The sequence below is a fragment of the uncultured Pseudomonas sp. genome (assembly GCF_913777995.1).
In the GTDB taxonomy this organism is placed as follows: Bacteria; Pseudomonadota; Gammaproteobacteria; order Pseudomonadales; family Pseudomonadaceae; genus Aquipseudomonas.
Window position 1 is genome coordinate 60,169 of record NZ_CAJYVE010000015.1, and the last position, 25,846, is coordinate 86,014.

The 25,846-nt window shown below is 64.8% G+C and carries 21 protein-coding genes; 8 read left to right on the forward strand and 13 right to left on the reverse strand.

Translation table 11 applies throughout. From position 1 onward, the window contains the following. Positions 1-54 precede the first annotated feature (54 nt). The 5 genes from QZ497_RS06570 to QZ497_RS06590 all read left to right on the forward strand — a co-directional run bounded on the left by QZ497_RS06570 (position 55) and on the right by QZ497_RS06590 (position 4,640). On the forward strand, positions 55-363 hold the full coding sequence (locus QZ497_RS06570; protein ID WP_295472385.1) for a hypothetical protein: 309 nt from the start codon (positions 55-57) through the stop codon (positions 361-363). A gap of 36 nt (positions 364-399) precedes the next feature. Beyond that, a complete protein-coding gene (locus tag QZ497_RS06575) occupies positions 400-564 on the forward strand; it encodes a DUF1328 domain-containing protein (protein WP_025257796.1) in 165 nt (54 codons plus the stop codon). A 1-nt stretch (position 565) separates the two neighbouring features. Next, on the forward strand, positions 566-1,030 hold the full coding sequence (locus QZ497_RS06580; RefSeq protein ID WP_295472389.1) for an inhibitor of vertebrate lysozyme family protein: 465 nt from the start codon (positions 566-568) through the stop codon (positions 1,028-1,030). A gap of 706 nt (positions 1,031-1,736) precedes the next feature. Beyond that, positions 1,737-3,092, forward strand: a complete 1,356-nt coding sequence (gltP, locus tag QZ497_RS06585) for a glutamate/aspartate:proton symporter GltP (protein ID WP_295472391.1) — start codon at positions 1,737-1,739, stop codon at positions 3,090-3,092. Between the two features lie 306 nt (positions 3,093-3,398). Continuing rightward, positions 3,399-4,640 carry a nucleoside recognition domain-containing protein gene (locus tag QZ497_RS06590; RefSeq protein ID WP_295472393.1) on the forward strand — a complete coding sequence of 414 codons (1,242 nt, stop codon included), beginning with the start codon at positions 3,399-3,401 and terminating at the stop codon, positions 4,638-4,640. Between the two features lie 3 nt (positions 4,641-4,643). Here the strand turns inward: QZ497_RS06590 and QZ497_RS06595 are convergent, their stop codons facing one another. From QZ497_RS06595 to QZ497_RS06615, 5 genes are all read right to left on the reverse strand, one after another. After that, the gene (locus tag QZ497_RS06595; protein ID WP_295472395.1) at positions 4,644-5,930 is read right to left on the reverse strand and encodes a DUF5924 family protein; all 1,287 of its coding nucleotides are present in this window, start codon (positions 5,928-5,930) and stop codon (positions 4,644-4,646) included. A 72-nt stretch (positions 5,931-6,002) separates the two neighbouring features. Then, positions 6,003-7,388, reverse strand: coding sequence for a pitrilysin family protein (locus tag QZ497_RS06600; RefSeq protein WP_295472397.1), 1,386 nt, complete (start codon positions 7,386-7,388; stop codon positions 6,003-6,005). 59 nt (positions 7,389-7,447) lie between these two features. After that, a complete protein-coding gene (locus tag QZ497_RS06605) occupies positions 7,448-9,121 on the reverse strand; it encodes a Na/Pi cotransporter family protein (protein ID WP_295472399.1) in 1,674 nt (557 codons plus the stop codon). Positions 9,122-9,452: 331 nt separating this feature from the next. Then, the gene (locus QZ497_RS06610) at positions 9,453-10,208 is read right to left on the reverse strand and encodes a TerC family protein (RefSeq protein ID WP_295472401.1); all 756 of its coding nucleotides are present in this window, start codon (positions 10,206-10,208) and stop codon (positions 9,453-9,455) included. Between the two features lie 66 nt (positions 10,209-10,274). Beyond that, on the reverse strand, positions 10,275-11,582 hold the full coding sequence (locus QZ497_RS06615) for a CitMHS family transporter (protein WP_295472403.1): 1,308 nt from the start codon (positions 11,580-11,582) through the stop codon (positions 10,275-10,277). A gap of 416 nt (positions 11,583-11,998) precedes the next feature. On the opposite strand from QZ497_RS06615, the gene QZ497_RS06620 reads away from it, so the two are divergent. Together QZ497_RS06620 and QZ497_RS06625 are read left to right on the forward strand one after the other, a co-directional pair. Further along, positions 11,999-13,057 (forward strand): aromatic ring-hydroxylating dioxygenase subunit alpha, encoded by a 1,059-nt coding sequence (locus QZ497_RS06620; RefSeq protein WP_295472405.1) that lies wholly within the window; start codon positions 11,999-12,001, stop codon positions 13,055-13,057. 19 nt (positions 13,058-13,076) lie between these two features. Then, positions 13,077-14,033 carry a PDR/VanB family oxidoreductase gene (locus tag QZ497_RS06625; RefSeq protein ID WP_295472407.1) on the forward strand — a complete coding sequence of 319 codons (957 nt, stop codon included), beginning with the start codon at positions 13,077-13,079 and terminating at the stop codon, positions 14,031-14,033. Between the two features lie 412 nt (positions 14,034-14,445). Here the strand turns inward: QZ497_RS06625 and QZ497_RS06630 are convergent, their stop codons facing one another. The 7 genes from QZ497_RS06630 to QZ497_RS06660 form a co-directional block, all read right to left on the reverse strand. Then, on the reverse strand, positions 14,446-14,703 hold the full coding sequence (locus QZ497_RS06630) for a DUF3077 domain-containing protein (RefSeq protein ID WP_295472409.1): 258 nt from the start codon (positions 14,701-14,703) through the stop codon (positions 14,446-14,448). A 394-nt stretch (positions 14,704-15,097) separates the two neighbouring features. After that, positions 15,098-15,799, reverse strand: coding sequence for a GntR family transcriptional regulator (locus tag QZ497_RS06635; protein ID WP_295472411.1), 702 nt, complete (start codon positions 15,797-15,799; stop codon positions 15,098-15,100). 48 nt (positions 15,800-15,847) lie between these two features. After that, positions 15,848-17,605, reverse strand: coding sequence for an acyl-CoA dehydrogenase family protein (locus QZ497_RS06640; RefSeq protein ID WP_295472413.1), 1,758 nt, complete (start codon positions 17,603-17,605; stop codon positions 15,848-15,850). A 38-nt stretch (positions 17,606-17,643) separates the two neighbouring features. Next, a complete protein-coding gene (locus QZ497_RS06645) occupies positions 17,644-18,885 on the reverse strand; it encodes a thiolase family protein (RefSeq protein ID WP_295472415.1) in 1,242 nt (413 codons plus the stop codon). Next, a complete protein-coding gene (locus QZ497_RS06650; protein WP_295472417.1) occupies positions 18,882-20,762 on the reverse strand; it encodes a feruloyl-CoA synthase in 1,881 nt (626 codons plus the stop codon). Before QZ497_RS06650 ends, QZ497_RS06645 begins: the two co-directional genes overlap by 4 nt. A gap of 126 nt (positions 20,763-20,888) precedes the next feature. Then, entirely contained in the window at positions 20,889-22,337 is a 1,449-nt protein-coding gene (locus QZ497_RS06655; protein ID WP_295472418.1) for an aldehyde dehydrogenase, read from the reverse strand. Positions 22,338-22,427: 90 nt separating this feature from the next. After that, entirely contained in the window at positions 22,428-23,258 is an 831-nt protein-coding gene (locus QZ497_RS06660; protein ID WP_295472420.1) for a p-hydroxycinnamoyl CoA hydratase/lyase, read from the reverse strand. A gap of 224 nt (positions 23,259-23,482) precedes the next feature. Between QZ497_RS06660 and QZ497_RS06665 the strand changes: the two genes are divergently transcribed. Next, the gene (locus QZ497_RS06665) at positions 23,483-23,965 is read left to right on the forward strand and encodes a MarR family transcriptional regulator (RefSeq protein WP_295472422.1); all 483 of its coding nucleotides are present in this window, start codon (positions 23,483-23,485) and stop codon (positions 23,963-23,965) included. A 263-nt stretch (positions 23,966-24,228) separates the two neighbouring features. Here the strand turns inward: QZ497_RS06665 and QZ497_RS06670 are convergent, their stop codons facing one another. Continuing rightward, complete coding sequence (locus QZ497_RS06670; RefSeq protein WP_295472423.1) at positions 24,229-25,542, reverse strand: OprD family porin; 1,314 nt, start codon at positions 25,540-25,542, stop codon at positions 24,229-24,231. Between the last annotated feature and the right edge of the window lie 304 nt (positions 25,543-25,846).

Here is a 25,846-nt window from a genome sequence, read left to right on the forward strand (position 1 = left end):
TCTATCGACAAACCGGAACGGCCGGTTGACAGGATCGGTAGAGGGAGAGAGCCAATGAACAGTCTGCGTATTGCCCAGCTGCGTATCTCGCCCCGGCGTGTACAGCAAGGCCTTATTGCCAGCCTCGTACTGCTGCTCACTCTGCTCGCCGTCCAGCAGGTGCAATTCCGGGAACAGGTGCGTGAAGCAGCGGCGCTGCAGCAGGCACTGATTTCCCGGACCCTCCCCACCGCGGCTGCTGCCACACTCGCCACCCCGGCGAAAGGCGAAGCCAAGGCCCGCAACCTGACCCCTGTCGACGAGCTTGTTTCCCAGGACAGCCCGGTGCCTGTGCTGCCTGCACAGCAGCGCTGGATTTTCTGACCTGATCGGACCCCCTAGCAGTCAAGGAGTATCACTATGTTGAGTTGGGCTATTACCTTCCTGATCATCGCTATCGTCGCTGCTGTCCTGGGCTTCGGTGGTATCGCGGGTACGGCGACCGGTATCGCGAAGATCCTGTTCATCGTGTTCCTGGTCATGTTCGTCGTGTCGTTCTTCTTCGGTCGTCGCGGTCGAGGCTGAGATGCGCGCCCTTAGCACCCTACTGGCCGCCGCCCTGTTGATGGGCGGCAGTGCCGCCAGCCTGGCCGCCAATGACGGCCAGATGCGGGCCAACGAATTACTCCACAACCCCGATTATCGGGAAGCGTGGTCCAAGGTGGTGAAAAAGCAGGAGCGTCTGCCCGAGTGGGTGATGAACCTGTCTGGCACCGCCGAGCAACAGATGACCGCCGTCACCGAAGACGGCGATCCGTACCTCACCGGTACCTTGTGCGAGACCGCCGACAGCTGTCGCAGCAAGCGCCTGATCCTTGCCGCCAGCCTGGACAGGAAGCACATGTACGGGCTGTTGGTCGAGGTGCCTGCCGGGCTGCCTGCAGACAAATCGCCCAAGAGCCATGCGACGTCCCGTTACCTGGGTGAGCCTGACGACGGCATGCAACAACTGCTGCAGGAGGAACTGCGCAAGGATCCGAACTGGTACTGACCGGCTGACTTGAGGCTTTCCACGAAAAACGGCGGTAGGGCCGGCTTTCATGGAGCGCCTGAAGAACCGGGGCACTGGACCGTTTCTTTATTCGACCTTGCACGACCCGAGGAGGGTGCGTGCATGACCAGGGGGCCGGGATGCACTGACCGATCGGGGTCGGTGCGACCTAGGGGCACAGGGAGTGCCTCCGATGAGGGCCGGGTCAGGTGAAGCCGCCATGCCAGTCTCGACGCCAGCCAGACGCCCGGACCCGCATGGCGCTTTTTATTGCGTTGCATCCCGCCTCTGGCAGCCCTGACCAGCCGCTCTGCAGCGACCGTATGTCTGGCAACGGCGGAAATGATCGGTGTTCGACCATTACAAGACGTGTCAGAACTCAATCCCTCTATTGCCCTGCCAATACGACGTAGTAGCCACCTTTCGGCCATATCAGCCATCTCTTGCAGACTTTTCTCACTCCCTTTCGTCGGTTTTCCTATGCTGATTCGGCATGACTTAGGCCGATATGGCATTAGACGCATTTGGCCGTCGCCTGAATAGTTGCGCCTTTTTTTCGCCTGCTACTGAGCCGGGATGCTCATTTGCGGTGACTTTCCGTAGGCCGTCCGGGACTGCTGACCACACGTTCGACCCTGCTGCGGAGCCAGCCAGGGCGTGCCGGGTCCCCGAACGACCCAAGGCAGTTCGCACAGGGGTAATGACAATGAAAAAGGCAAAACTGAGTCTGGCCTGGCAGATTCTGATCGGTCTGGTCCTGGGCATCGCCCTGGGGGCGCTGCTCAACCACTTCGATACCGAGAAGGCCTGGTGGATCAGCAACGTGCTGCAACCGGCGGGCGATATCTTCATTCGCCTGATCAAGATGATCGTCGTGCCGATCGTGGTCGCCTCGCTGATCGTCGGTATCGCCGGTGTGGGCGACGCCAAGAAGCTCGGGCGCATCGGCCTGAAGACCATCCTCTACTTCGAGATCGTCACCACCGTGGCCATCGTCGTGGGCCTGCTGCTGGCCAACCTGTTCCAGCCTGGCCATGGCATCGACATGAGCACCCTGGGCACCGTGGACATCTCCAAGTACAAGGCCACCACCGCCGAAGTGCAGCATGACCATGCCTTCATCGCCACCCTGTTGAACCTGATTCCATCGAACATCTTCGCCGCCGTGGCCCGGGGCGACATGCTGCCGATCATCTTCTTCTCGGTGCTGTTCGGCATGGGCCTGGCGACCTTGCAGGATGAGGTCCGCGAGCCGGTGGTCAAGGTGTTCCAGGGCATCTCGGAAACCATGTTCAAGGTCACCCACATGATCATGAACTACGCACCGATCGGCGTGTTCGCGCTGATCGCGGTGACCGTCGCCAACTTCGGCTTCGCCTCGCTGCTGCCGCTGGCCAAGCTGGTGCTGCTGGTGTACTTCGCCATCGCCTTCTTCGCCTTCATGGTGCTGGGCCTGATCGCCCGCCTGTTCGGCTTCTCGATCCTGAAGATCATGCGCATCTTCAAGGACGAACTGATCCTCGCCTACTCCACCGCCAGCTCCGAGACCGCCTTGCCGCGCGTCATCAGCAAGATGGAAGCCTATGGCGCGCCGAAGGCGATCTGCAGCTTCGTGGTGCCGACCGGCTACTCGTTCAACCTCGACGGTTCGACCCTGTACCAGAGCATCGCGGCGATCTTCATCGCCCAGCTGTACGGTATCGACCTGTCGCTGGGCCAGCAGCTGATGCTGGTGCTGACCCTGATGGTTACCTCCAAAGGCATCGCCGGCGTACCGGGGGTGTCCTTCGTCGTGCTGCTGGCCACCCTGGGCAGCGTGGGCATTCCGCTGGAGGGCCTGGCCTTCATCGCCGGCGTGGACCGCATCATGGACATGGCGCGTACCGCCCTGAACGTGATCGGCAATGCCCTGGCGGTACTGGTCATCGCGCGTTGGGAAGGCATGTACGACGACGCCAAGGGCAAGGCCTACTGGGAATCGCTGCCGCACTGGCGCAGCCAGGACCCGGTGCCGGAAGACCTGGTGCAGACCTCGCACGAGACCGGCAAGCTGCGCGGCTGACGGCCTGTAGCGCTCGAATGTCGGTCCCTCTCGGGTGGTACCGGCTTCAAGCGCAATACTGTTCGATTAAGCGCCTGCGGCTGTAGGAGCGAGCTTGCTCGCGAACAGCTGGCAAAGTCGCTGATTTTGCTGTGAACGTGACGCCGCCTTCGCGAGCAAGCTCGCTCCCACGGTCTAATTGAACGGTATTGGATTTATCCGGCCACCATCGCGAATGCGGTGCTCGAGATGCCTACCGCCCCTGCCGGTCGCTCCCGCTCCTGGCCTCCGTTAGAATCCCCCCGGTCTGAAGGGGGGATGTATCCGATGCTCAATGGCCTTTGGCTTGGTTTTTTCGTCGTGGCGATGGTCGCCGCGCTGGTGCAGTGGCTGGTCGGCGGCAACGCCGGGATCTTCGCCAGCATGGTCGAGAGCATCTTTGCCATGGCCAAGCTGTCGGTGGAGGTCATGGTCCTGCTGTTCGGCACCCTGACCCTGTGGCTGGGGTTCCTGCGCATTGCCGAGCAGGCCGGGATCGTCGACTGGCTGGGGCGTGTGCTCAGCCCGCTGTTTGCCCGCCTGATGCCCGAGGTGCCGCGTGGTCACCCGGCGCTGGGCCTGATTACCCTGAACTTCGCCGCCAACGGCCTGGGCCTGGATAACGCCGCCACGCCCATCGGCCTCAAGGCCATGAAAGCGCTGCAGGAACTCAACCCCAGCCAGACCACCGCCAGCAACGCGCAGATCCTGTTCCTGGTGCTCAACGCCTCGTCCCTCACCCTGCTGCCGGTAACCATCTTCATGTACCGCGCCCAGCAAGGCGCGCCCGACCCCACCCTGGTGTTCCTGCCAATTCTGCTGGCCACCAGCGCCTCGACCCTCGTCGGCCTGCTCTCGGTGGCAGTCATGCAGCGCTTGCGCCTGTGGGACCCGGTGGTGCTCGCCTACCTGATTCCCGGTGCGCTGCTGCTGGGCGCCTTCATGGCGTTCCTCGGCACCCTGTCGGCGGCAGCGCTGGCCAGCCTGTCGTCGATCCTCGGCAACCTCACGCTGTTCGGCCTGATCATGCTGTTTCTGGTGATTGGTGCGCTGCGCAAGGTCAAGGTCTACGAGACCTTCGTGGAGGGCGCCAAGGAAGGCTTCGACGTGGCCAGGAACCTGCTGCCCTATCTGGTGGCGATGCTCTGCGCGGTGGGTGTGCTGCGCGCCTCCGGCGCCCTGGACTTCGGCCTGGAAGGCATTCGCCACCTGGTCGAGTGGCTGGGCTGGGACACCCGTTTCGTCGATGCGCTACCCACCGCGCTGGTCAAGCCGTTCTCTGGCAGTGCGGCCCGTGCGTTGCTGATCGAGACCATGCAGAACCAGGGCGTCGACAGCTTCGCCGCGCTGGCCGCCGCGACCATCCAGGGCAGCACCGAAACCACCTTCTACGTGCTGGCGGTGTACTTCGGCGCCGTGGGCATCCAGCGTGCCCGCCATGCCGTGGGCTGCGCCCTGCTCGCCGAGTTCAGCGGCGTGGTGGCGGCGATTCTGGTCTGCTACTGGTTCTTCGGCGCCACCGCCAGCTGAGGTTCAGGGCGTGGCGCTGGGCGACGCCTGATCCGCAGCAGGCTTTTCACGGGGCGCCGGCGCCTGTTCATCGCTGGCTGCCGGCGGCTCTTGTGCAGCCGGTTTTTCGCTCTCCGATTCCTGGTCGCCCGCTGAAGGCTCTTCAGCAGGTGCCCCCGAGGCTTCCTTCGACGGTTGCTCAGGCCGGCTTTGCTCCTGCTGGGCCGGTGCGTCGTCGTCACCGCCGGGCTTGAGGCGGATGATCCGCCCTTGCGGCTGGGTCACCAGCGGCTGGTCGGTATCGGAGACCTCGAAGCGCAACACACCAATCAATTGCCCGTCTTCGGTCAGCACCTGCACCTGCCAGCGCCCGGCGACGTCCTGCGGGAAGTTGCGCTTGTGGGTCCAGGCCCGGTAGCCCTGTTCGCGACCGCCGCTGATGTCCAGGGCGATGCGGTCGACCTCTTCGCCATTGCGCCGCCATACGTGATAGATGCGCTCTTGCAGACCGCGCGGCGCGTTGATCGCGGTGTAGGCATACAGGCCGTCGCGGCGCAGCTGGCTGGCGCTGATCTGGCGGATGCTGTCACCGGGGGTGCGGGTCTTGTTGTTGAACTCGGTGCTGACCGCCACTTCGGTCAGCCACAGCGTGGCCGGCGGCACCCAGGAGCGCAGCAGCCAGCCGGCACTGCCGATCACGGCGATCACCGCGACCAGCATCACCCCGCCGCGCCAGTTTCGCACCGGAAAGCTTGAGGCCAGGCTGGGGATCGACAGCAGGACGGCGATACCCAAGGCCAGTTTGTAGCTCTCGGTGGTGGTCAGGTGCAGGATGATCGGCAGTGCGGTGAGCAGCGCGGCGAACAGGGTCAGGGTGTGCAGGGCCAGGAACAGCCAGCGCCGCGGCGCCAGCCAGCGGTAGTACAGCGGGTCGGTGATCGAGATCAGGCCCGCCGCACCGAGCAGCGCGGTGAACACCGCCTGGCCGCTGTTCCAGGTGGTGGTAATGAAGAAGAACGGCAGGACGAAGAACAGGCTTTCCTGGTGAATCAACTGCGTGCCATAGCGCAGCAGACCCTGAGGGATCTCCTTGCCGAAGCGACGGTTGAACAGCGCGACCACGCTGTTCTCGACCATCAGCCACAGCCAGCCGAGCAGGAGCACCACGGCGATCCAGCTGGCCAGCCCGGCCTGGCGGTCGACCAGGATGAAACTGCCGATGCCGGAGACGAAACCGCCCGCCGCGATCACGCCAGGGTAGCGGCGGATCAGATTGAGTACACGGCTGAGGTAGGCGTTCCAGTCTGGCATGAGGCTTCGGGGTCCTGGGTAAAGAGTCAGGGGTGAAAAAATCCGCGCAGCATACCAACCTGCCGCACCTTGCTACAGAGCTCGATCGCGCCGGTAACGCCACCAGCCGACCAGCAGCAGGATCACTGCGCCCGCGCCGGCCAGGGCCAGCCAGTAGAGGTCGTCATAGCTGAACAGCGGCTGCTGGATCCGCACATAACCCGGCTGCGCCAGCAACTGGCGCAGGGCGCGGTTGGCATCCTCCAGGCTCACCGCCTGGATACGTTTGGCGGGGTCGGCGAAGCGGCCATCTTCATAGTCGTTCAGCGCGCCCCAGTAGTAGTCGGCCAATGCACTGTTGCCCTGCACCGCCCAGGCCTGGCGTGCCACGGCCGCCTGGCGCAGGCGCTCGAAGGTGGCCTTGTCCAGGCCATCGCGCTTGAGGCGGTCGAGCATCGAGTAGAGGGCCTGCTCGGCCTGCGGCAGGTCGCTGCGGTCCACATCGGCGTCCAGGCTCAGCAGGCTGGTGTCGCCGAACACCTCGCGGTTCGCCGCCGGGCCATACGACAGGCCCAGTTTCAGGCGCAGTTCGCTGTACAGCGCCCAGTCCAGGTAGGCGCGCAACAGTTCCCAGGTGTCGTCGGAGGGCTCGTCCAGCGAGGGCTCGGGGTAGATCATGTGCAGCCGTGAAGCCTCGCCCAGGAAGCCGTGCGTCAGCACTCGACGGGGCTCGGCGCTGCCTTGGGCGGTGGGCAGCGGTGGGTGCTCGATCGGTTCGGTGGCGGTCAGGCGGCCGAAGGTGCGTTCGATATAGGCCGGCAGCAGTTTGTCCAGGTCGCCGACCACGATGAGGGTCATGTTGTTGGGCGCGTACCAGGCGGCCAGGGCGTCTTCGAGATGCTCCAGGCTCACGTCATCGACGTCGGGGCGTTGTGCGCACTTGAGGCCCAGTTCCGCCGCCAGTTGGCTGCGCGCGCCATTGCCGGCCTCGTGGCGGTCGAGCAGACGTTGCAGGCGCGAGGCATGGCCGCCGTCTTCATGGGCGACGATGCGTTTGACCGCATCGAAGGCCTGTGGCGTGGCCTCGGTGTGGGCGATGATCTGCGCCAGCAGTTCCAGGACCTGGCGCTGGTTGCGCGCCGGGGCCTCGATGACGAAGGTGGTGTCGGCGTTGCTGGTGAAGGCATTCCATTCGCCGCCCAAGGCCTGCATGCGGGCTTCCAGGCTGCCCTCGCCGCTTTCGTCGAGGCCGGTGAACATCAGGTGTTCGAGCAGGTGCGGGACTTCTTTCTGGTCGCAGGGAAAGTCGTCGAAGCCGACGCCGACCACCAGGCGGATCGACACGTGGCCTTTGTCGTAACCCGGTTTGAGCAGCAGTTGCAGGCCGTTGGGCAGCAGGTAGCCCTGCGCTTGCAAACGGTCGAGGGCCAGGGTGGCGGTGGAGCAGAGCAGCAGCCAGATCAGCAGCAGGCAACGCATGAGACAGCTTTTCCTTGCGGGCCGGTTGAATTAAACAGACTTCGCGGCTGCCGCCAGGTTCACATGGATTGTTCGCCCAACTCCGCGCCCGGCCGCTCGGATGCCTCACTGGACAGCGCACCGGTGTCAGTCGTCTCCAGTACCGCATAGGCGCTGCTGCAGAACAGCGAGTTGAGGCGCTTCATGTCGGCCATCAGCTCCAGGTGCATCGAACTGGTCTCGATACTTTGCACCACCTTGCGTTGCAACCGGTTGACATGCGCGTGGGCCAGGCGCCGTTCCAGCGCACGGAAGCGACGTTTCTCGCGCAGCAGCTGGCGGGCGCTTTCCGGGTCGCCGCTGAGAAACACCGACAGGCCCAGGCGCAGGTTGGCCTGCAACTGGGTGTGCAGGTCGGTCAGCTCCTCCAGCCCGACATCGGAAAACAGCCGGCGCTGGGCGGTCTTCTGCTGCTGGATCTTGCGCAGCATGCGTTCGATCACCCCGCTGGCCAGCTCCAGGTTGACGGTCAGCTCGATGATCTCGGCCCAGCGGCGGTTGTCCTGTTCGCCCAGATCTTCACGCGGCATCTGCGCCAGGTACAGCTTGATGCCGCTGTACAGCGCCTCGACATCTTCGTGGAGGCGGCGCATTTCCTGGGTCACGGCGGTCTGGGTACCGCGCAGCACACCCTGCATGGAGGCCAGCATGCTTTCCAGCAGGTCGCCCATGCGCAAGGTTTCGCGTACCGCGTTGGCCAAGGCCAGGCTGGGTGTTTCCAGCGCCGCCAGGTCCAGGTGCCGGGGACGTGCCGGGCCGCCGCTCTCGGCGCTGGGTTGCAGCAGGCTGGCGCACAGCTTGGCCATGGGCGTGACGAAGGCCAGCATCAGCAGGCAGCGCACGCTGTTGTAGATCAGGTGGAAGCCGATCACCAGTTCCTGGTTGCGGTAGCCCAGGCCGTCGAGCCAGTTCACCAACGGGTCGAGCAGCGGCATCACCAGTACCAGCCCGAGCAGCTTGAACAACAGGCTGCCCAGCGCCACCTGGCGCCCCGGTACGTTCTGCATGCTGGTACTGAGAAACGCCAGCAGGCCGCTGCCGATATTGGCGCCGACCACCAGGCCGATGGCTACGTGCAGGCTGATGATGTCCGAGCCGGCCAGGGTGGCGGTCAGCAGCACCGCCGCCAGGCTGGAGTAGGAAATCAGCGCGAACAGCGCCCCGACCAGGGCGTCGAGCAGGAAGTCGCCGGTCAGTGAGGCGAACAGCACCTTCACGCCGTTGGCCTGGGTGATCGGCGCGGCGGCAGCGACGATCAGCTGCAGGGCCAGGATGATCAGCCCCAGCCCGATGGCCACGCGGCCCAGTTGGCCGGCGCGGGTCTGTTTGCGCGACAGGAAGAACATCACCCCGAGCAGGATCAGCAGCGGCGACAGCCAGGACAGGTCGAAGGTCAGCACCCGCGACATCAGCGCCGTGCCCACGTCGGCACCGAGCATGATCGCCAGTGCCGGTGCCAGGGTCATCAGCCCCTGGCCGACGAAAGAGGTGACCAGCATGGCCGTGGCGTTGCTGCTCTGCACCAGCGCGGTGACCAGGATGCCGGCGATGAACGCCAGCGGCCGGCGCGACATGTTCTGCCCGAGCACGCGGCGCAGGTGCGCGCCATACACACGCAGGATGCCGGTACGGACGATGTGGGTGCCCCAGATGAGCAGCGCCACGGCGGAAAGAAGATCGAGCAGGGTCAGCATGAGATGCGAAGCCCCCTGAAATCAGTGCCCGGTGGGCGGGTTCGACGATGTAGCGAGCGATGTGAAGGGAAGGACGCTCAACTAAAGCTTTAGTCTTGTACGAAAAGTGTCTGCGCTCGGCCATGCTGCGTTAAAAACCAGCGTGGAGTGCTCATTTACTCCAGTAAAGTCGCCCGCGACTCCGACCGTCGCTCGCCGACTTTTCGTACAAAACCTAGTCGGCTTTGAGCCAGGGGGCCAGCATCGCACAGGCGCAGCAGCATTGAAACAAATCTGTAACAAAACAAAAGGCAGGCCACCTGGGCCTGCCTTTTGATTACCTCGATGCGCCTCAGGCGCTTTCCAGGCCGGCCTGCTCGGCTTCGGCCTTCTTGCGCGCGTGGCTGGTGCGCATCTTGATGTTGATGGCTTCCACCGCCAGCGAGAACGCCATGGCGAAGTACACATAGCCTTTAGGTACGTGCACGTCGAAGGCTTCGGCGATCAGTACGGTGCCCACCACGATCAGGAACGACAGGGCGAGCATCTTCAGCGATGGGTGCTTGTCGATGAAGTCGCTGATGGCACCGGAGCAGAGCATCATCACCAGCACGGCGACGATGATCGCAGCGACCATGACCGGCACGTTGGAGACCATGCCCACGGCGGTGATGACCGAGTCCAGCGAGAACACGATGTCGATGATCGCGATCTGCACGATGGTGGCCAGGAACATGCCGCCCGCGCCCTTGGGCTCTTCGCTGGCTTCTTCCTCGCCTTCCAGGCCCTGGAAGATCTCCTGGGAGCTTTTCCACAGCAGGAACAGGCCGCCGAAGAACAGGATCAGGTCACGGCCGGAAATACCCTGGCCCATGATGGTGAACAGGTCGGTGGTCAGACGCATGATCCAGGTGATCGACAGCAGCAGCATGATGCGCGTGACCATCGCCAGGCCCAGGCCGAACAGGCGGGTGCGCTGCTGCATGGACTTGGGCATACGGCTCACCAGGATCGAGATCATGATGATGTTGTCGATGCCCAGAACGATTTCCAGGGCGGTCAGGGTCAAGAAAGCAACCCAGATTTCCGGGTTGAGCAGCCATTCCATCAGTTGTTTCCTCGGGCATGAAAAAGTCGCCGCTCTGTCAGGGAGCGGCGACTGGGGGGCGGCAGTTTACAGGGAGTTGTGCAATGGGAAGAGTCCCAGCAGCACGGCGGCGATCAGGATGCATACGCAGACCAGCACCGCCCACTTGAGGGTGAAGCGCTGGTGGTCACCGAAGTCGATACCGGCCAGGGCCACCAGCAGGTAGGTGGACGGCACCAGCGGGCTGAGCAGGTGCACCGGCTGGCCGACGATGGAGGCGCGGGCCATTTCCACCGGCGAAATGCCGTAGTGCGAGGCGGCTTCGGAGAGCACCGGCAGCACGCCGTAGTAGAAGGCATCGTTGGACATGAAGAAGGTGAACGGCATGCTCACGATGGCGGTGATCACCGCCAGGTACGGGCCCATTGAGGTCGGGATCACGGTCAGCAGGCTCTTGGACATGGCATCGACCATGCCGGTGCCGGTCAGGATCCCGGTGAAGATACCGGCGGCGAAAATCAGGCCGACCACCGACAGCACGCTCCCGGCGTGGGCCGCGACGCGGTCCTTCTGGTCCTGCAGGTTCGGGTAGTTGATGATCATCGCGATACTGAAGGCCACCATGAACAGCACCGGCAGCGGCAGCAGGCCCATGATCAGCGAGACCATCAGGGCGAAGGTCAGCGCGCCGTTGAACCAGATCATCTTCGGGCGGCGGGCATCGGGGAACTGCGAGACGCTGATCTCGCTGTGGTCGATGTCGTCGCCCTGCAGTTGCAGCACGCCCAGGCGCGCCCGCTCACGCTTGCCGTAGAAATAGGCGATGGCCAGGATGCAGATCACGCCGGCGGCCATGGCCGGGATCATCGGTACGAAAATGTCCGAAGCGTCCACGTGCAGGGCGCTGGCGGCGCGGGCGGTCGGGCCGCCCCATGGGGTCATGTTCATCACGCCGCCAGCGAGGATGATCAGGCCGGCCATGATCCGCGGGCTCATGCCGATACGGCTGTACAGCGGCAGCATGGCGGCCACGCAGATCATGTAGGTGGTCGCGCCGTCACCGTCCAGCGACACCACCAGGGCCAGCACCGCAGTACCGACGGAGATGCGCATCGGGTCGCCCTTGACCATCGCCAGGATCTTGCGCACGGCCGGGTCGAACAGGCCGGAGTCGATCATCAGGGCAAAGTACAGGATGGCGAACATCAGCATGACGCCGGTGGGCGCCAGCTTGGTGATACCGGCCAGCATCATCGGGCCGATCTGCGGACCGAAGCCACCGAACAGGGCAAAGATGATCGGCACGATGATCAGGGCGATCAGCGCGGTCATGCGCTTGCTCATGATCAGGTACATGAAGGCAATGACCATGGCGAAGCCAAGGAAAGTCAGCATGGCGAAACTCCAGACGAAATAGGGCCAGGGAAACCGGAAGCGGGATAAGGGTCAGCCGGGTTCAGCGCTGAACGGTCTGGATTCGGGACGCAGGGAGGTTACGCAGGGAGAGGGAATCACGCATTTCAATCACCATTATTCTTGTTGAGTCTCGGGCGTAGGGACGCGCCCTGGCTTGCCGGTCTTTGCCGGTGCTGGTGACGATGCTAATCGGTCAAGCTTTCAGCCACCTTTCATCCTCCTTGCGCGTGCTTCATCGCTCGCTGGCAAGCACATGACTTTTCGTTGTTTTTTGATGCAGTGGATCCATTGATAATTATTATGGGCGATTATCGGCTGTTTAGCCTTGCTTCATGCCTGGTTTTGGCTGTTCAATGGATCCACTAACAAAAACAAATCAACCGGAGAGCCTGACCATGTATCCCAAGAACACGTGGTACGTTGCCTGCACCCCCGATGAAATCGCCAGCAAGCCCCTCGGGCGGCAAATCTGCGGTGAGAAGATGGTCTTCTACCGCGGCCTGGAGGATCAGGTCGTGGCCGTCGAGGACTTCTGCCCGCACCGTGGCGCGCCGTTGTCGCTGGGCTATGTCGAGAACGGCCAGCTGGTGTGTGGCTATCACGGCCTGACCATGGGCGCCGATGGCAAGACCGTGTCGATGCCCGGCCAGCGGGTCCGTGGCTTTCCGTGCAACAAGACCTTCGCCGCCGTGGAGCGCTACGGCTTCATCTGGGTGTGGCCGGGTGACCAGGCCAAGGCCGATGCCGCGCTGATTCCGCACCTGGAATGGGCGGTCAGTGACCAATGGGCCTACGGGGGTGGGCTGTTTCACATCGGTTGCGACTACCGGCTGATGATCGACAACCTCATGGACCTGACCCACGAGACCTACGTGCATGCCACCAGCATCGGCCAGAAGGAAATCGACGAGACGGCGCCTGCCACGCATGTCGAAGGGGATGAAGTGATCACCGCCCGGCATATGCAAAACATCATGGCCCCGCCCTTCTGGCGCATGGCCTTGCGCGGCAACAACCTCGCCGATGACGTGCCGGTGGACCGCTGGCAGATCTGCCGTTTCACCCCGCCCAGCCATGTATTGATCGAAGTCGGGGTGGCACACGCCGGGCACGGCGGCTATCACGCCGACCCCCGCTACAAGGCGTCGAGCATCGTGGTGGACTTCATTACCCCGGAAAGCGACACCTCGATCTGGTACTTCTGGGGCATGGCGCGCAACTTCAACCCCCACGACCAGGCGCTGACCGACAGCATCCGCCAAGGCCAGGGCAAGATCTTCAGCGAAGACCTGGAAATGCTCGAACGCCAGCAGCAGAACCTGCTCAAGTACCCTGAGCGCAACCTGCTCAAGCTCAACATCGATGCCGGTGGCGTGCAGTCGCGCAAGATCATCGAGCGCCTCATCGCCCAGGAACAGGCCAGCGCCCCTGCGCTGATCGCCACGGCCCAATGACCCAGTCCGAGGACGCGCAATGATCGACGTTGTGGTGATTTCCCGCAAAGACGAGGCCCAGGGCATTTGTAGTTTCGAGCTGGCCCTGCCCGACCGTGGCCCACTGCCGGCCTTCACGGCCGGTGCGCACATCGATGTGCAGGTGCCTGGCGACGATGGCCTGGTGCGCCAGTATTCGCTGTGCAACCACCCTGGCGAACGGCATCGCTACCTGATCGGCGTGCTCGATGACCCCGCATCGCGCGGTGGTTCGGCGCAGATGCACCGCCTGCTGCGCGCCGGCATGCCATTGCGCATCAGCGAGCCGCGCAACCACTTTCCACTGGCGGCCGAGGCGCGACGCAGCCTGCTGTTCGCCGGAGGCATCGGCATCACGCCGATCCTGTGCATGGCCGAGGCGCTGGCTGAGCAGGGGGCGGATTTCGAGCTGCACTATTGCGTGCGCGCCCGTGACCGGGCGGCCTTCCTTGAACGCTTGCAGGCGTCGGCCTTTGCCGAGCGGGTGCACCTGCATCTGGATGACGAACCCGCCACGGCCCTGCAGGCTGCCCAGCTCCTGACGGGGCCGCAGGCGGATGTCCACCTGTACGTATGCGGCCCGAACGGCTTCATGCAGCATGTGCTGGACAGCGCCCGTGCGCAGGGCTGGCAGGAAGCCAACCTGCACCGCGAATACTTCGCCGCCGCCCCGCTGGACACCAGCGCCGATGGCCGTTTCTCGGTGAAAGTGGCGAGCAGCGGTGAGGTGTTCGAAGTACCTGCTGACCAGAGCGTGGTCCAGGTGCTGGAGCGCCATGGCATCGAGGTGCCGGTGTCCTGCGAACAGGGCGTGTGCGGCACCTGCCTGACCCGCGTACTGGAGGGCATTCCGGAACACCGCGACCTGTACCTCACCGAAGACGAACAGGCTCTCAACGACCAGTTCACGCCCTGCTGTTCGAGGGCGAAAACGCCGATGCTGGTGTTGGATCTTTAGTCGAGCGTTATCCCGCTGCCACAGCCGGCAGGATCAGTAAATGCTGGGTGGCGGTCGCACACACTTCGGTAGCCGGCCTGTGGTGGGACCGGCTTTAGCCGCAATACAGGTCAGTTAAGAGCTCTTCGGCTTTTTGTTGGAGCTTGCTCGCGAACAGGTCAGCAAACCCCTGCATCTGCTGTGAACGTGGCGCAGCTATCGCGAGCAAGCTCGCTCCCACGGTCTGATCAGTATTGGGTTTACATGCGCAATTGGATTACCCAGCAGGCACAGCTGGGGCTTGCAGAAGAAAAGAGCAATGCATGAGCGTCTGGCAAGCTATTTGACGGGTGCCTGTGCAGTTGCTTTCCTCGAACCCCGCTGCCAAAGCCGGCAGCGGGGTCATCCGAAACACACAAGCGGCCTGTAGCGATCAGGCCGTCACTTCTTCCTCGGGCTCGACAGCCCGCGTGGGCCACTGGTCCAGAGTCTGGTTCAGCGCCAGTTGCGCCTGGGTGATCAAGTGCATGCTGGCCATGGCCAGGTGACGCGCCTGGCCATGCAGGCTTTCAGCGCTTTCATAGGCTGTAGCAGTGGCGCAGTTGAGCAACTCCACGGCATGGGCCACACGACATTCGAGCAGGACAAAAGACGATTCGAGGTTGGGTGAATCGGGGACGATCTTTTTCATGGCTACAGCTCCAGTGAGAGGACAGGAGCCGACACCCATTGCTACCAAACGCCGGGTGGCGGCCGCACGCAAGTTGGTAGAACCGGTCACTGGCGCCCGGTGCGTCCGAAGACGCCATGCGCACGGCCACCATAAACGCAGGCCGTAAAAAAGCGCCTCGCAACAGACGGCGCCTTGCGACAGTGAGGATCGGGTCTACCAAACCCGGTCGCTGAATGGGCAGCGACGGGGGCAGGTTAGAAGCCTGAATTCACGGGCACAAGCGGCCGGGATTCTCTCGGAAATGTCCTTCAAGAGAAAGAGAGGCGTCTTGCAATCACGGGCCGAACCCGCCGCGATGACACTGTGTTGAGCGGGCTAGCTTGCGAAAAGGTCGGTCAGCCCCCCGGCCCATTCAGGAAATGACTTTCATCCGTTCCGCCGACGAGGCGCTGAAGATCTCGGCGTAGCGCAGGGTGGCATTGGCGTGTTCGCGCATCAGGGCTTCGGCGCGGGCGCCCTGGCGGCAGACCAGGGCGTCGACGATGGCGTGGTGCTGCATGTGCGCGTAGTTGAAACGGCGGTATTCGCGGGCCATGTCGTTGCGGTCCACGGCCAGGGCGCTGACCGAGGCGAACGGCAGGTGGTCGTTGCGCGCCAGGGCGTCGGCGATGGCCGGGTTGCCGCTGCCGGCGACGATGATCTGGTGAAAACGCATGTTCAGGTCGTGGTACACCTCAAGGTCCTGCTCGGTGACGTAGCCCTTGTCGAACAGCGCGTCACCTTCGGCCAGGCAGGCTTGTAGGGCATCGCAGTCCTGGGGGCTGAGGCCCCGTTCGGCGGTCTGTCGCGCCGCCAGGCCTTCGAGTACGCCGCGCACCTCCACCGCCCCGGCGATGTCCTGGCCGCTCACCGAGCGCACCTGAAAGCCGCGTCCACCGGCTTTCACCAGCAGGCCTTCCTGCTCCAGGGTACGAAACGCCATGCGCACCGGCATGCGCGACACGCCGAACAGCTCGGCGGTGGGCACTTCCATCAGCCGTTCGCCGGCCGCCAGCTCGCCCGAGGCGATCATCTTGCGCAGGGCCACCAGTACGGTTTGGCCGGGCTTGCTCATCCAGGCAGCTTCCATCAATCGAGAGGCGGCTATGGTAGCCCAGCCTGCTCAGCTCAGGAACGGCAGTGGCTGGCGGGCGCTGTGCAGACCGGCGAGGTGGCGGTCGGCCTGGGGCAGTAGCCAGGTGAAGAAGAACCCGGCGGTTTCCAGCTTGGCAGCGCGCCGCTCGTCGTGTTCCGGCAGCGCCTGGGCCACGCGTGCCGCCCGACACCAGGCGAAGGCCAGCAGCACCAGCGCGCACAGCGGCAGGAAGTCGCCCGCCGCGCGATACGGGTATTCGGCGTCAAGGGTGGCCTGCTCGGTGATCTGCTGCCAGGCGCTTTCCAGGTCCTGGCAGCGCTGTTGCAGCGCCTGGCCCAGGGCCGTGCACACGGCTACCGTGCTGGCCGCCGTGGCTTCTTCGCGCAGCAGTGCGAGCAGTTGCTGAAGGGCGGCGCCCCGGTCGCCCAGCACCTTGCGCAGCAGCAGGTCGTTGGCCTGAATCTCGTTGGTGCCTTCGTAGATCATCGCGATGCGGCTGTCGCGCAGGGTCTGTTCGATGGCAAATTCGCTCACATAGCCGTAGCCGCCGAAGACCTGCAAGGCGCGGCTGGCCTGCTGGAAGCCCTGCTCGGTGAAGTACGCCTTGATGATCGGCGTCAGCAGCCCGGTCAACTGATGGGCGATGGCCCGTTCTGCCGGTTCGCTGGCGTGCTCGGCCTCATCCAGCAGGTGCGCGGCCCAGTAGCCGAGGGCCCGCAGGCCCTCGCTGGTGGCGCGCAGTTCCAGCAGCGTGCGGCGCATCGCCGGGTGGTAATGCAGCGGGTCGGCGGCACTGGCCGGTTCCCCGGCGGGACGCTGCACGGCGCGCATCTGCCGGCGTTCGCGGGCGTACTGCGCGGCGTTCTGCCAGGCCGCCTCGACATGCCCCAGGCCTTGCAGACCGACATGCAGGCGCGCCGAGTTCATCATCACGAACATCGCCGCCAGCCCCTGGTTCGGTGCACCGATCAGCCAGCCGCTGGCGGCTTCGAACACCAGCGAGCAGGTGGCGCTGCCCTTGATACCCATCTTGTGTTCGATACCGTCGCAGCGCACGCCGTTGTGCGCGCCGTCGTCCAGGCGCCGCGGCACCAGGAACAGCGAGATGCCCCGGCTGCCGGGCGGTGCGTCGGGCAGGCGCGCCAGTACCAGGTGCAGGATGTCTTCGCACAGGTCGTGTTCGCCGCCGGAGATGAACAGCTTGCTGCCGCTGATCCGGTAGCGGCCCTCGGCGGTCGGTTCGGCCCGGCAGCGCAGCAGGCCGACGTCGCTGCCGGCCTGCGGCTCGGTGAGGCACATGGTCGGCAGGCATTGCCCGCTGACGATGCCGGGCAGGTAGCGCTGCTGGATCCATTGCGGCGCATGGGCTTTCAGGCACAGGTAGGCGCCGTGGGCGATGCCGCTGTACATGGCCCAGGCATGGTTGCTGGCGTAGAGCATTTCCTGCACGGCGGCTTCGAGCAGTTGCGGCAGGCCCTGGCCGCCCAGTTGCGGATCACAGGCCAGTGCCGGCCAGCCACCCTCCACGTAGGCTTGCCAGGCGGCGGCAAAGCCGTCAGGGGTCTGCACGCAGCCGGCTTCGAAGCGACAGCCTTGGCGGTCGCCACGGGCATTCAACGGCGCCAGGACTTCATGGCTGAACTGCCCGGCCTGTTCCACGACCTGCATGGCCAGCGCAGCATCGAGAAACTCGAAGGCTGCGTTGCCGCTCCAGGCCTGTGGGGCCTGCAGCCAGTGTTCGATGACGAACTGCATGTCGCGCAGCGGGGCCTGGTAGTGCCACATGGCAATCTCCTTTGCCGTACAGGGTGGGCGGCGGACGCTCAGGGCCGCCAGGCGGGGTTTTCGATGAGTACCGCCATGCCTTGCCCGCCGCCCACGCAGGCGGCGGCGATGCCGTAGCGCAGGTGGTCTTCGCACAGTTGCCGGGCCAGGGTCATGACCAGGCGCAGGCCGCTGGCAGCCAATGGATGACCGAGGCCGATGGAGCCGCCGCGAACGTTGAGCCGGTCGAGGTCCAGTTCCAGCTCGCGGGCCACGGCCAGCACTTGGGCGGCCTGGGCTTCGTTGATTTCCAGGCGGTCGATCTGCTCCAGGCGCAGGCCGCTGCGCTGCAACAGCAGGCGAATGGCCGGGGCGGGGCCGATGCCCATGTGTTCCGGGGCCACGCCGACCACCGCGCTGCCCAGCAGGTGGGCGAGCACCGGCTGGCCTGCCGTCGAACCTGGGCCGACCAGTGCGGCGGCGGCACCATCGACGACTGCGCAGCTGTTGCCGGCGGTCTGCACCCCGCCTTGGTGTACGGCACGCAGACGCGCCAGGGCGGCGGCGTCAGTGCTGCGGGGGTGGCTGTCCTGGGTGACCACTTCGACACCACGTGGCAGGCGGATGCCGCGTGCCTGGTAGCCGTCCAGCTCGAAACGTTCGCTGCCCACCGGCAGGATTTCCCCGGCCAGCCAGCCGCTGGCCTGCGCCGCCAGGCTCGATTGGTGGCTGCGCAAGGCATAGGCGTCCACTTCCTGGCGGCTCAGGCCATACAGCACGGCCAGGCGCTCGGCGGTGGCGATCATGTCGATACCTGGCGCCGGGTCGTACAGCGCTTCCCAGAGGAAGTCCTTGAAGTCCACCCCAGCGCCCAGCTTGAAACCGTCGCGATGGGTGTAGGCGGCGATCGGGTTGCGCGACATCGACTCGGCGGCCACGCACAGCGCCAGTTGCGCGCCCTCGCCCACCTGCAGCGCCGCCTGGCGCAGCAGTTCGAAACCGGTGGCGCAGATGCGTTGCACGGCCAGCGCCGGCACCTGCAGGGGTACGCCGCTGTACAGGCCGATGTGCCGGGGCAGCATGTAGGCATCGAAGCTGGCCTGGGCCATGGAGCCGGCCAGAACCGAGTCGACCTGCGCAGCAGGCAGCCCGGCGCGCGCCAGCACGCCGCGTCCGGCCTTGATGCCGAGGTCGATGGGCGACACCTGGGCCAGTGCGCCGCCCAGGTCGACCCAGGGCGTGCGCACCGCGTCGTACAGCGCGACGTCGTCGAACCGCGAATACTGGCCGGCGCTGTTCATGCCGGTGCCCCGGCGGCCTGAGCAGCGGCGCGCAGCAGCGCACCGTGGTCGCCGCGGTACAAGGCATCGACCAGGCTGGCGCGCCATTGCAGCACGGCGCGCTGGTTGATCGAGCCCTTGTCGGTGATCTCGCCGCGGTCGATGGACGGCGGCTCCGCCAGCAGGGCGATCCATTCCAGGCGGCTGGCGTTGCCGCTGGCGCCCTTGTTCAGGCGTTGCAGCCAGGCGGCGAACCACTGGCGTACCGCCGGGCTGGCCAGCACCTGCTCGTCGCTGGCCTCACGGTCTAGCCCGGCCAGTTGCCGGCACTCATACAGGCGTGGGAACACCAGCGCGCCGAGGCATTCGCGGTCGGGGGCACAGACCACGATATCCTGCACGTAGGGTGAGCCTTCCAGCACCGCACGGTTGCGCAGTGGACCGACGCTGACAAACACCCCCGAAGACAGCTTGAAGTCTTCGGCGATACGCCCATCGAACATCAGCCCCAGCTCCGGCTGCGCCGGGTCGGCGAGCTTCAGCGCGTCACCGGAGCAGTAGTAGCCCTGCTCGTCGAAGGCTTCGGCGGTCTGCTGCGGCGAGCGCCAGTAGCCGGGCATGATGTGCGGGCCGCGAAAGCGCCCTTCCAGCTTGCCGTCCACCGGCACCAGGCGCACTTCGCAGCCCGGTGCCGGCAGCCCGACGTAGCCGGCCTGGGACAGCGGGCCGGTGGTGAAGGTGCACGACGGCGAGGCTTCGGTCATGCCCAGCCCGGCCATCATGCGGATACGCTCGCCGCAGTGCTGCTCGGCGATGCGGTCGAGGCGGTCCCAGATGCTCTGCGACAGACCGGCGGCGGCGAAGAAGAACAGCTTGATGCGGGCGAAGAAGCGCTCGCGCAGCTCGCTGTCCTGCTCCAGGGCGCTGACCAGCTCTTCCCAACCCTTGGGCACGGTGAGGTAGGCGGTGGGCGAGATTTCCTTGAGGTTGCGCAGGGTCTCGGCGAAGCCCTGGGCGGTGGGCTTGCCGTTGTCCAGGTAGAAGGTACCGCCGTTGTACAGCACGATGCCCAGGTTATGGCTGCCGCCGAAGGTGTGGTTCCAGGGCAGCCAGTCGACCAGCACCGGCGGCTCTTCGCCGAACACCGGGAAGGTCTGCAGCAGCATCTGCTGGTTGGCGCAGAGCATGCGCTGGGTGGTGACCACCGCCTTGGGCAGCTTGGTGGAGCCGGAGGTGAACAGGAACTTGGCGATGCTGTCCGGGCCAGTGGCGGCGAACGCGGCTTCGGCCTCGGCGCCACCGGGTTGGGCCAGCAGGCTGGCGAAGTCGATGGCGGGCCGGCCGCTGGCCATGCCGCGCACGCTGATCACCGCAATGTCGGCCGGCAGCACGGCGTCGATGGCTTTCTGGAACGGCGTGACGTCGCTGACGAACGCCAGGCCCGGCTGCAGCACGTCACAGACATGGCGCAGCTTGGCGTGGTCCTGGGACAGCAGCGAATAGGCCGGTGACACCGGGCAGTAGGGAATCCCGGCGTACATCGCCCCGAGGGCCATCTGCAGGTGCTCGATGTCGTTGCCCGAGAGCAGCGCCAGCGGGCGTTCGGCGCTCAGGCCGTGAGCCAGCAGGCTCTGGGCGATGGCACGCACGTCGGTGAGCATTTGCGCGTAGCTGACTTCGCGCCAGCCACCCTGTTCATTGCGCGCGGCGATGAAGGTGCGCTGCGGGCACTCGGCGGCCCAGTGCCGCAGGCGGTCGAGCAGCCGCGCCGGGCGTTCGGCCAGCGGTTCCAGGTTACGAATGTGCAGGATACCCTGGCGTTCGCTGACCTCGACGGCGGGGTGCGCGATGGACACGGGGCGGTAGGGCGCCGGGGCGCTTGCAGGTTGGCGGTTCACGTGCGGTTCCTCCATTGAAGCAGGCCGCGCCGCATCGCTCACGGGCGATGGCTGGCGCGCGCCGACTTCTGGCTGTCGCCTTTGTTCTTGTCGGGAGCGGGCGGCCTGTCGCAGCCGCCCGGGCGCTCAGATCGGGTAGTGCCTTGGGCCGTTCTGCAGGGTCACCCAGCGCAACTGGGTGAAGAACTCCACCGAGGCCTTGGCGCCGAAGCTGCCGTAGCCGCTGGACTTCACCCCGCCGAAGGGCATCTGCGCCTCGTCGTGCACGGTCGGGCCGTTGATGTGGCAGATGCCCGATTCGACACGTTGGGCCAGCGCCAGGGCGCGGCTGGTGTCGCGGCTGAAGATCGCCGCCGACAGGCCGAATTCCGAGTCGTTGGCCAGGCGCAGCAAGGCTTCGTCACCGCTGGCGCGCAGCACCACCGCCACCGGGCCGAAGGACTCTTCGCGATACAGGCGCATCGAGTCGGTGACCTGGTCGAGCAGGGTCGGCTGGAGGATGCTGCCGCTGCAGGTGCCGCCGCAGACCAGGGTCGCGCCCTGGGTCACGGCATCGTCGATCAGGCCCATGATGCGCTCGCCGGCGCGGGCATCGACCAGCGAGCCGAGCTTGGCGGCCGGGTCGCTCGGGTCACCGGCTGGCAGGGTGGCGATCTTGGCCTTGAGCTTGGCGACGAAGGCATCGGCGACCTTGTCGTCGACGATCAGCCGTTCGGTGGACATGCAGATCTGCCCCTGGTTGAAGTAGGCGCCGAAGGCGGCGGCCTCGACGGCGGCATCGAGGTCGGCGTCGTCCAGCACCAGAAACGGCGCCTTGCCGCCCAGCTCCAGCAGCGCCGGCTTGAGGTGGCGCGCCGACAGCTCACCGACGATGCGCCCGACATGGGTGGAGCCGGTGAAGTTGACGCGGCGTACTGCCGGGTTGGCGATCAGCCGTTCGACGATGGCGGGTGCGTCTTGCGGGGCATTGCTGATGACGTTGACCACGCCATCGCCGAGCCCGGCTTCATGGAGGATCTGGCCGATCAGCCGATGCACCGCCGGGCTCAGCTCGGAGGCCTTGAGCACCACTGTGTTGCCGCAGGCCAGGGGCATGGCGATGGCGCGGGTGGCGAGGATCACCGGGGCGTTCCACGGGGCGATGCCCAGCACCACGCCGCACGGCTGGCGCAGGGCCATGGCAAAGCTGCCCGGCACGTCGGAAGGAATCACCTCGCCGTTGATCTGCGTGGTCATCGACGCGGCTTCACGCAGGATCTTCGCCGCCAGCATGACGTTGAAGCCGTACCAGTTGGCCATGGCGCCGGTCTCTCCGGCGGCGGCGATGAAGCGCTCGCTGTTGGCCTGCAGTTGGTCGGCGGCTTTCAGCAGGCGCGTGCGGCGCTCGTTGGGCGCCAGCGCGGCCCAGGCCGGAAACGCAGCCTGGGCGGCGGCCACGGCGGCGTCGGCGTCTTCCAGGGTGGCAGCGGCGACCCGCGAGACCACTTCGCCGCTCACCGGGTTGCGGCGCTCGAAAGTCTTACCGTCGCGGGCAGGGCACGACTGCCCGCCGATCAGCAATGGCACGTCCAGCATGATGATTCCTCTTTATTGTCTTTATCGGGAACACCGGTCGATACGGTCGACCCGGACGAGCGGCACACGGCCCCTCGCCCGCCGGCGCGGTCAGCGCTTGTAGGCTTCCAGGCCTGGCTTGATGCTCTTGTCGTCGAGGAACTGCTTCATACCCTGCTCGCGACCGCCTTCGGTGTCCAGCAGGCGCGACTGGTCGAGCTTGGCGTACAGGTAGTCTTCGTTCTGCTCCCAGGTCAGTTCGCGGCAGCGCTTGAAGCCATGCTTGGCGGCGCGCAGCACGACCGGGTTCTTTTCCAGCAGGTTGCGCGCCAGCTCGATGGTGGTCTCGCGCAGTTGCGCCAGCGGCACGCTTTCGTTAACCAGGCCCATCTCGGCAGCTTTCTTACCGTCGAAGGTCTTGCCGGTCATGATGTAGTACAGCGACTGGCGATGGCCCACGGTGTCGGCCATGGCCTTGCTGACCAGGTTGCCCGGCGGGATGCCCCAGTTGATCTCCGACAGACCGAAGGTCGCTTCGTCGGCGCAGATCGCCAGGTCGCAGGCCACCAGCGGGCTGAAGCCGCCACCGAAGCACCAGCCGTTGACCATGGCGATGGTCGGCTTGGCGTACATGCGCAGCAGTTTCCACTGCCATTGCGAGGCTTCGCGGCGGATCTTCTCCTGAAGGATCTCCGGGCCGGCGTCGGTTTCGCGGAAGTATTCCTTGAGGTCCATGCCGGCGGTCCAGGATTCACCGGCACCGGTCAGCACCAGTACGCCGGCCGCCGGGTCCTGCTCCAGAGTTTCCAGCACGTCGATCATTTCCCGGTTCAGGGTCGGGCTCATGGCGTTGCGTTTTTCCGGGCGGTTGAGGATGACCCAGGCGATGCCCTCCTCGATTTTGACCTTGACGGTGCTCCAGCGGCCTTCGTAATTGCTCATGTGGATGCTCTCTTGTTCTGTTACGGGGCGTGTTCGGGTGTCGATGGATTGAAATTAGCCGGGCAAAATAGTTATGTCAATTAACTATTAAATTCGTTAACAGGTTTGCGCGTTTCGGATAGTGCGCGCTTGGGTAGATCGCCAGGGTATCGGGTGCTGGCCTTCACGGACCGATCCCGGCAAACTGCATAGCCTTGTTAACTGCCTTTCCAGGATCCTGTCGCATGGCCAAGTCTTCCAGTGCCGCTTCTTCGAGCGCCCTTCCCGCTTCCGCCGCCGTCGTGCCGCTGGATGCCGCGCTCGACGATCTGATCGGCTATGCCCTGCGCCGTGCCCAGCTCAAGCTGTTCCAGAACCTCATCGCACGGCTGGCCTTGCATGACCTGCGCCCGGCACAGTTCTCCGCGCTGGCGATCATCGACCAGAACCCTGGCCTGATGCAGGCCGACCTGGCCCGTGCACTGGCCATCGAGCCGCCGCAGGTGGTGCCGTTGCTTAACAAGCTGGAAGAACGCGCCCTGGCCGTGCGGGTGCGCTGCAAGCCAGACAAGCGTTCGTACGGCATTTTCCTCAGCAAGACCGGCGAAACGCTGCTCAAGGAAGTGAAGCAGATCGCCGCGCAGAGCGACCTGGACGCCACCGCCGCGCTCGACGATGCCGAGCGCGAGCAGCTGCTCAGGCTGCTGCGCAAGATCTATCAGGACTGAAGTGCCGGCCAGCGGCTTTAGCCGCAATACTGGTCAGTTAGACCGTGGGAGCGAGCTTGCTCGCGAAGGCGGCGTCACGTTCACAGCAAATTCAGCAACTTTGCCCGCTTTTCGCGAGCAAGCTCGCTCCCACCAAGCCGCAAAGCGCTTAATCGAACAGCATTGGCTTTAGCCGCGAAGAAGCCAGATATTCAGCGTAGATCTGCTGTTTATCCGGTTTTTTCGCGGCGCAAGCCGCTCAGGCTGGAAGCGGCCGAGCCGACTCACCACAGCGGCAGGCTGTAGGTGGCCAGGAAGCGGGTCTGGTTTTCGTCGCGGAAGGCCGCGCCGGTGGGAAAGTCGTTGCGATAGATCGCCTTGCGCACCACGAAACCCAGCTGCTTGAGCGGCCCGCTCTGGATCACGTAGCCCAGCTCCATCTGGAATTCCCGTTCCTTGCGGTCGTCGGCGTTCAGCGAGGCGAGTTCGATGTTGTCGCCGCGCACATAACGCAGGCGGCTCTTCAGGCCCGGCACGCCCACAGCGGCGAAGTCGTAATCGTAGATGGCCTGCCAGGTGTGTTCCTTGGCGTTGAGAAAGTCCGAGGCCATGGTCAGTTCGCTCATGCCCATCAGTTCGGTGCCAGACACATAGGGCGTGGCGGTGTCGCCGCTCGAATGCATGTAGCCGAGGCTGACCTTGTGCCCGCCCAGCCGGTAGGCGAACAGCGCCGAGGCGTTGACGTTGTCGACCTTGCCGGCCTTGGCGCTGCCGGCCTCCTCGCTGAAGAAGCTGCGCAGGTCGCTGGTCAGTACGCCGTCGCCCAGCGGCAGGTTATGCAGCAGCGCCAGGGTGCTCTGCCGGTAAAGGTCATCGACCTCGGTGTGGTACACGCGAATGCCCAGGTCCTTGGTGAACTGGTAGTCACCGCCCAGGTAGCTCATGTGCGAGGTGGTCGCCGCGCCGTTGAAGCGTCCGTTCGGTGAGGCAATGGTCATCGACTCGTAGGAGGTCGAGTTGCGCTTGTTGATGCGGTCGATGTAGCCCGCATTGAAGGTCAGGCCGTCGATGTCCTTGGAGGTCAGCGTGGTGCCGCGGAAGGTCTGCGGCAACAGGCGCGACGGGCTGGCGAAGGCGAACGGCAGGAAAATCGACACGTCGCCGGTCTTCACCGTGGTCTGGTTGAAGCGCATCTTGCCGGTCAGCGCCAGGCGCGAATAATCGTCCGGGGCGCGACGGTCACTGGCCGACACCGGCAGCAGTTCGGTGCCGCTGCGGTCCGGCGAAGAATCCAGCTTGACCCCGACCAATGCGCGTGCATCCAGGCCGAAGCCCAGCTTGCCAGGGGTGTAGCCGGATTCGAGGTTGAGAATGAAGGCCTGCGCCCATTCCCGGGCAGCGCGCTTGGCCCCATCATCCTTGTAGTCGCGGTCGAGGTAATAGTTACGCAGGTTAAGCGTACCGTGGCTGTCTTCCAGCAGGCCTTCGGCCTGCAGGCCGCTGCTGCACAAACCCAGCAGCAGCAATGGCGCGGTACGGCGAGCGTGGCGATGCAGGCTCGGGCGAGCCCTGCCGAGGGGCGAGAAGGTGTCTGGCATGTCCGTAGTCCACTTATTGTTGTTGTTCGAAAGCGCACGGGATGCGGGCTGTAAGCGGCCCGCAGGGCAAGAATGGAAATGCCGAGTGGTGCCGTCAATGGACAATATCCGATAATCGAACATTAATTTTGTTATCTATTTTTCTCTTTTCAGGATTTTTTGGGTAAGCCTCTGTTTTAAAGGAAATAGTCTGAATTCCTGCCAAGCGCATTCGGGCTGGGCTTTTTAGTTATCTTTGTTAATCTTATTTCTAGGTCGCCTCCAGCCGTGGTTGCAGGCGCCAGCCCGCTCTACAACAAAAACA

What these genes read in the sequence shown, in the direction of transcription:
- QZ497_RS06570 (WP_295472385.1), top strand. Translation starts at nt 55, where the DNA reads ATGAACAGTCTGCGTATTGCCCAGCTGCGTATCTCGCCCCGGCGTGTA.
- QZ497_RS06600 (WP_295472397.1), bottom strand. Translation starts at nt 7,388, where the DNA reads ATGCGTTGCCTGCTGCTGATCTGGCTGCTGCTCTGCTCCACCGCCACC.
- QZ497_RS06635 (WP_295472411.1), bottom strand. Translation starts at nt 15,799, where the DNA reads ATGAGCAAGCCCGGCCAAACCGTACTGGTGGCCCTGCGCAAGATGATC.
- QZ497_RS06615 (WP_295472403.1), bottom strand. Translation starts at nt 11,582, where the DNA reads ATGCTGACTTTCCTTGGCTTCGCCATGGTCATTGCCTTCATGTACCTG.
- gltP (WP_295472391.1), top strand. Translation starts at nt 1,737, where the DNA reads ATGAAAAAGGCAAAACTGAGTCTGGCCTGGCAGATTCTGATCGGTCTG.
- QZ497_RS06665 (WP_295472422.1), top strand. Translation starts at nt 23,483, where the DNA reads ATGGCCAAGTCTTCCAGTGCCGCTTCTTCGAGCGCCCTTCCCGCTTCC.
- QZ497_RS06620 (WP_295472405.1), top strand. Translation starts at nt 11,999, where the DNA reads ATGTATCCCAAGAACACGTGGTACGTTGCCTGCACCCCCGATGAAATC.
- QZ497_RS06580 (WP_295472389.1), top strand. Translation starts at nt 566, where the DNA reads ATGCGCGCCCTTAGCACCCTACTGGCCGCCGCCCTGTTGATGGGCGGC.
- QZ497_RS06655 (WP_295472418.1), bottom strand. Translation starts at nt 22,337, where the DNA reads ATGCTGGACGTGCCATTGCTGATCGGCGGGCAGTCGTGCCCTGCCCGC.
- QZ497_RS06645 (WP_295472415.1), bottom strand. Translation starts at nt 18,885, where the DNA reads ATGAACAGCGCCGGCCAGTATTCGCGGTTCGACGACGTCGCGCTGTAC.
- QZ497_RS06660 (WP_295472420.1), bottom strand. Translation starts at nt 23,258, where the DNA reads ATGAGCAATTACGAAGGCCGCTGGAGCACCGTCAAGGTCAAAATCGAG.
- QZ497_RS06590 (WP_295472393.1), top strand. Translation starts at nt 3,399, where the DNA reads ATGCTCAATGGCCTTTGGCTTGGTTTTTTCGTCGTGGCGATGGTCGCC.
- QZ497_RS06605 (WP_295472399.1), bottom strand. Translation starts at nt 9,121, where the DNA reads ATGCTGACCCTGCTCGATCTTCTTTCCGCCGTGGCGCTGCTCATCTGG.
- QZ497_RS06575 (WP_025257796.1), top strand. Translation starts at nt 400, where the DNA reads ATGTTGAGTTGGGCTATTACCTTCCTGATCATCGCTATCGTCGCTGCT.
- QZ497_RS06610 (WP_295472401.1), bottom strand. Translation starts at nt 10,208, where the DNA reads ATGGAATGGCTGCTCAACCCGGAAATCTGGGTTGCTTTCTTGACCCTG.
- QZ497_RS06640 (WP_295472413.1), bottom strand. Translation starts at nt 17,605, where the DNA reads ATGTGGCACTACCAGGCCCCGCTGCGCGACATGCAGTTCGTCATCGAA.
- QZ497_RS06595 (WP_295472395.1), bottom strand. Translation starts at nt 5,930, where the DNA reads ATGCCAGACTGGAACGCCTACCTCAGCCGTGTACTCAATCTGATCCGC.
- QZ497_RS06630 (WP_295472409.1), bottom strand. Translation starts at nt 14,703, where the DNA reads ATGAAAAAGATCGTCCCCGATTCACCCAACCTCGAATCGTCTTTTGTC.
- QZ497_RS06625 (WP_295472407.1), top strand. Translation starts at nt 13,077, where the DNA reads ATGATCGACGTTGTGGTGATTTCCCGCAAAGACGAGGCCCAGGGCATT.
- QZ497_RS06670 (WP_295472423.1), bottom strand. Translation starts at nt 25,542, where the DNA reads ATGCCAGACACCTTCTCGCCCCTCGGCAGGGCTCGCCCGAGCCTGCAT.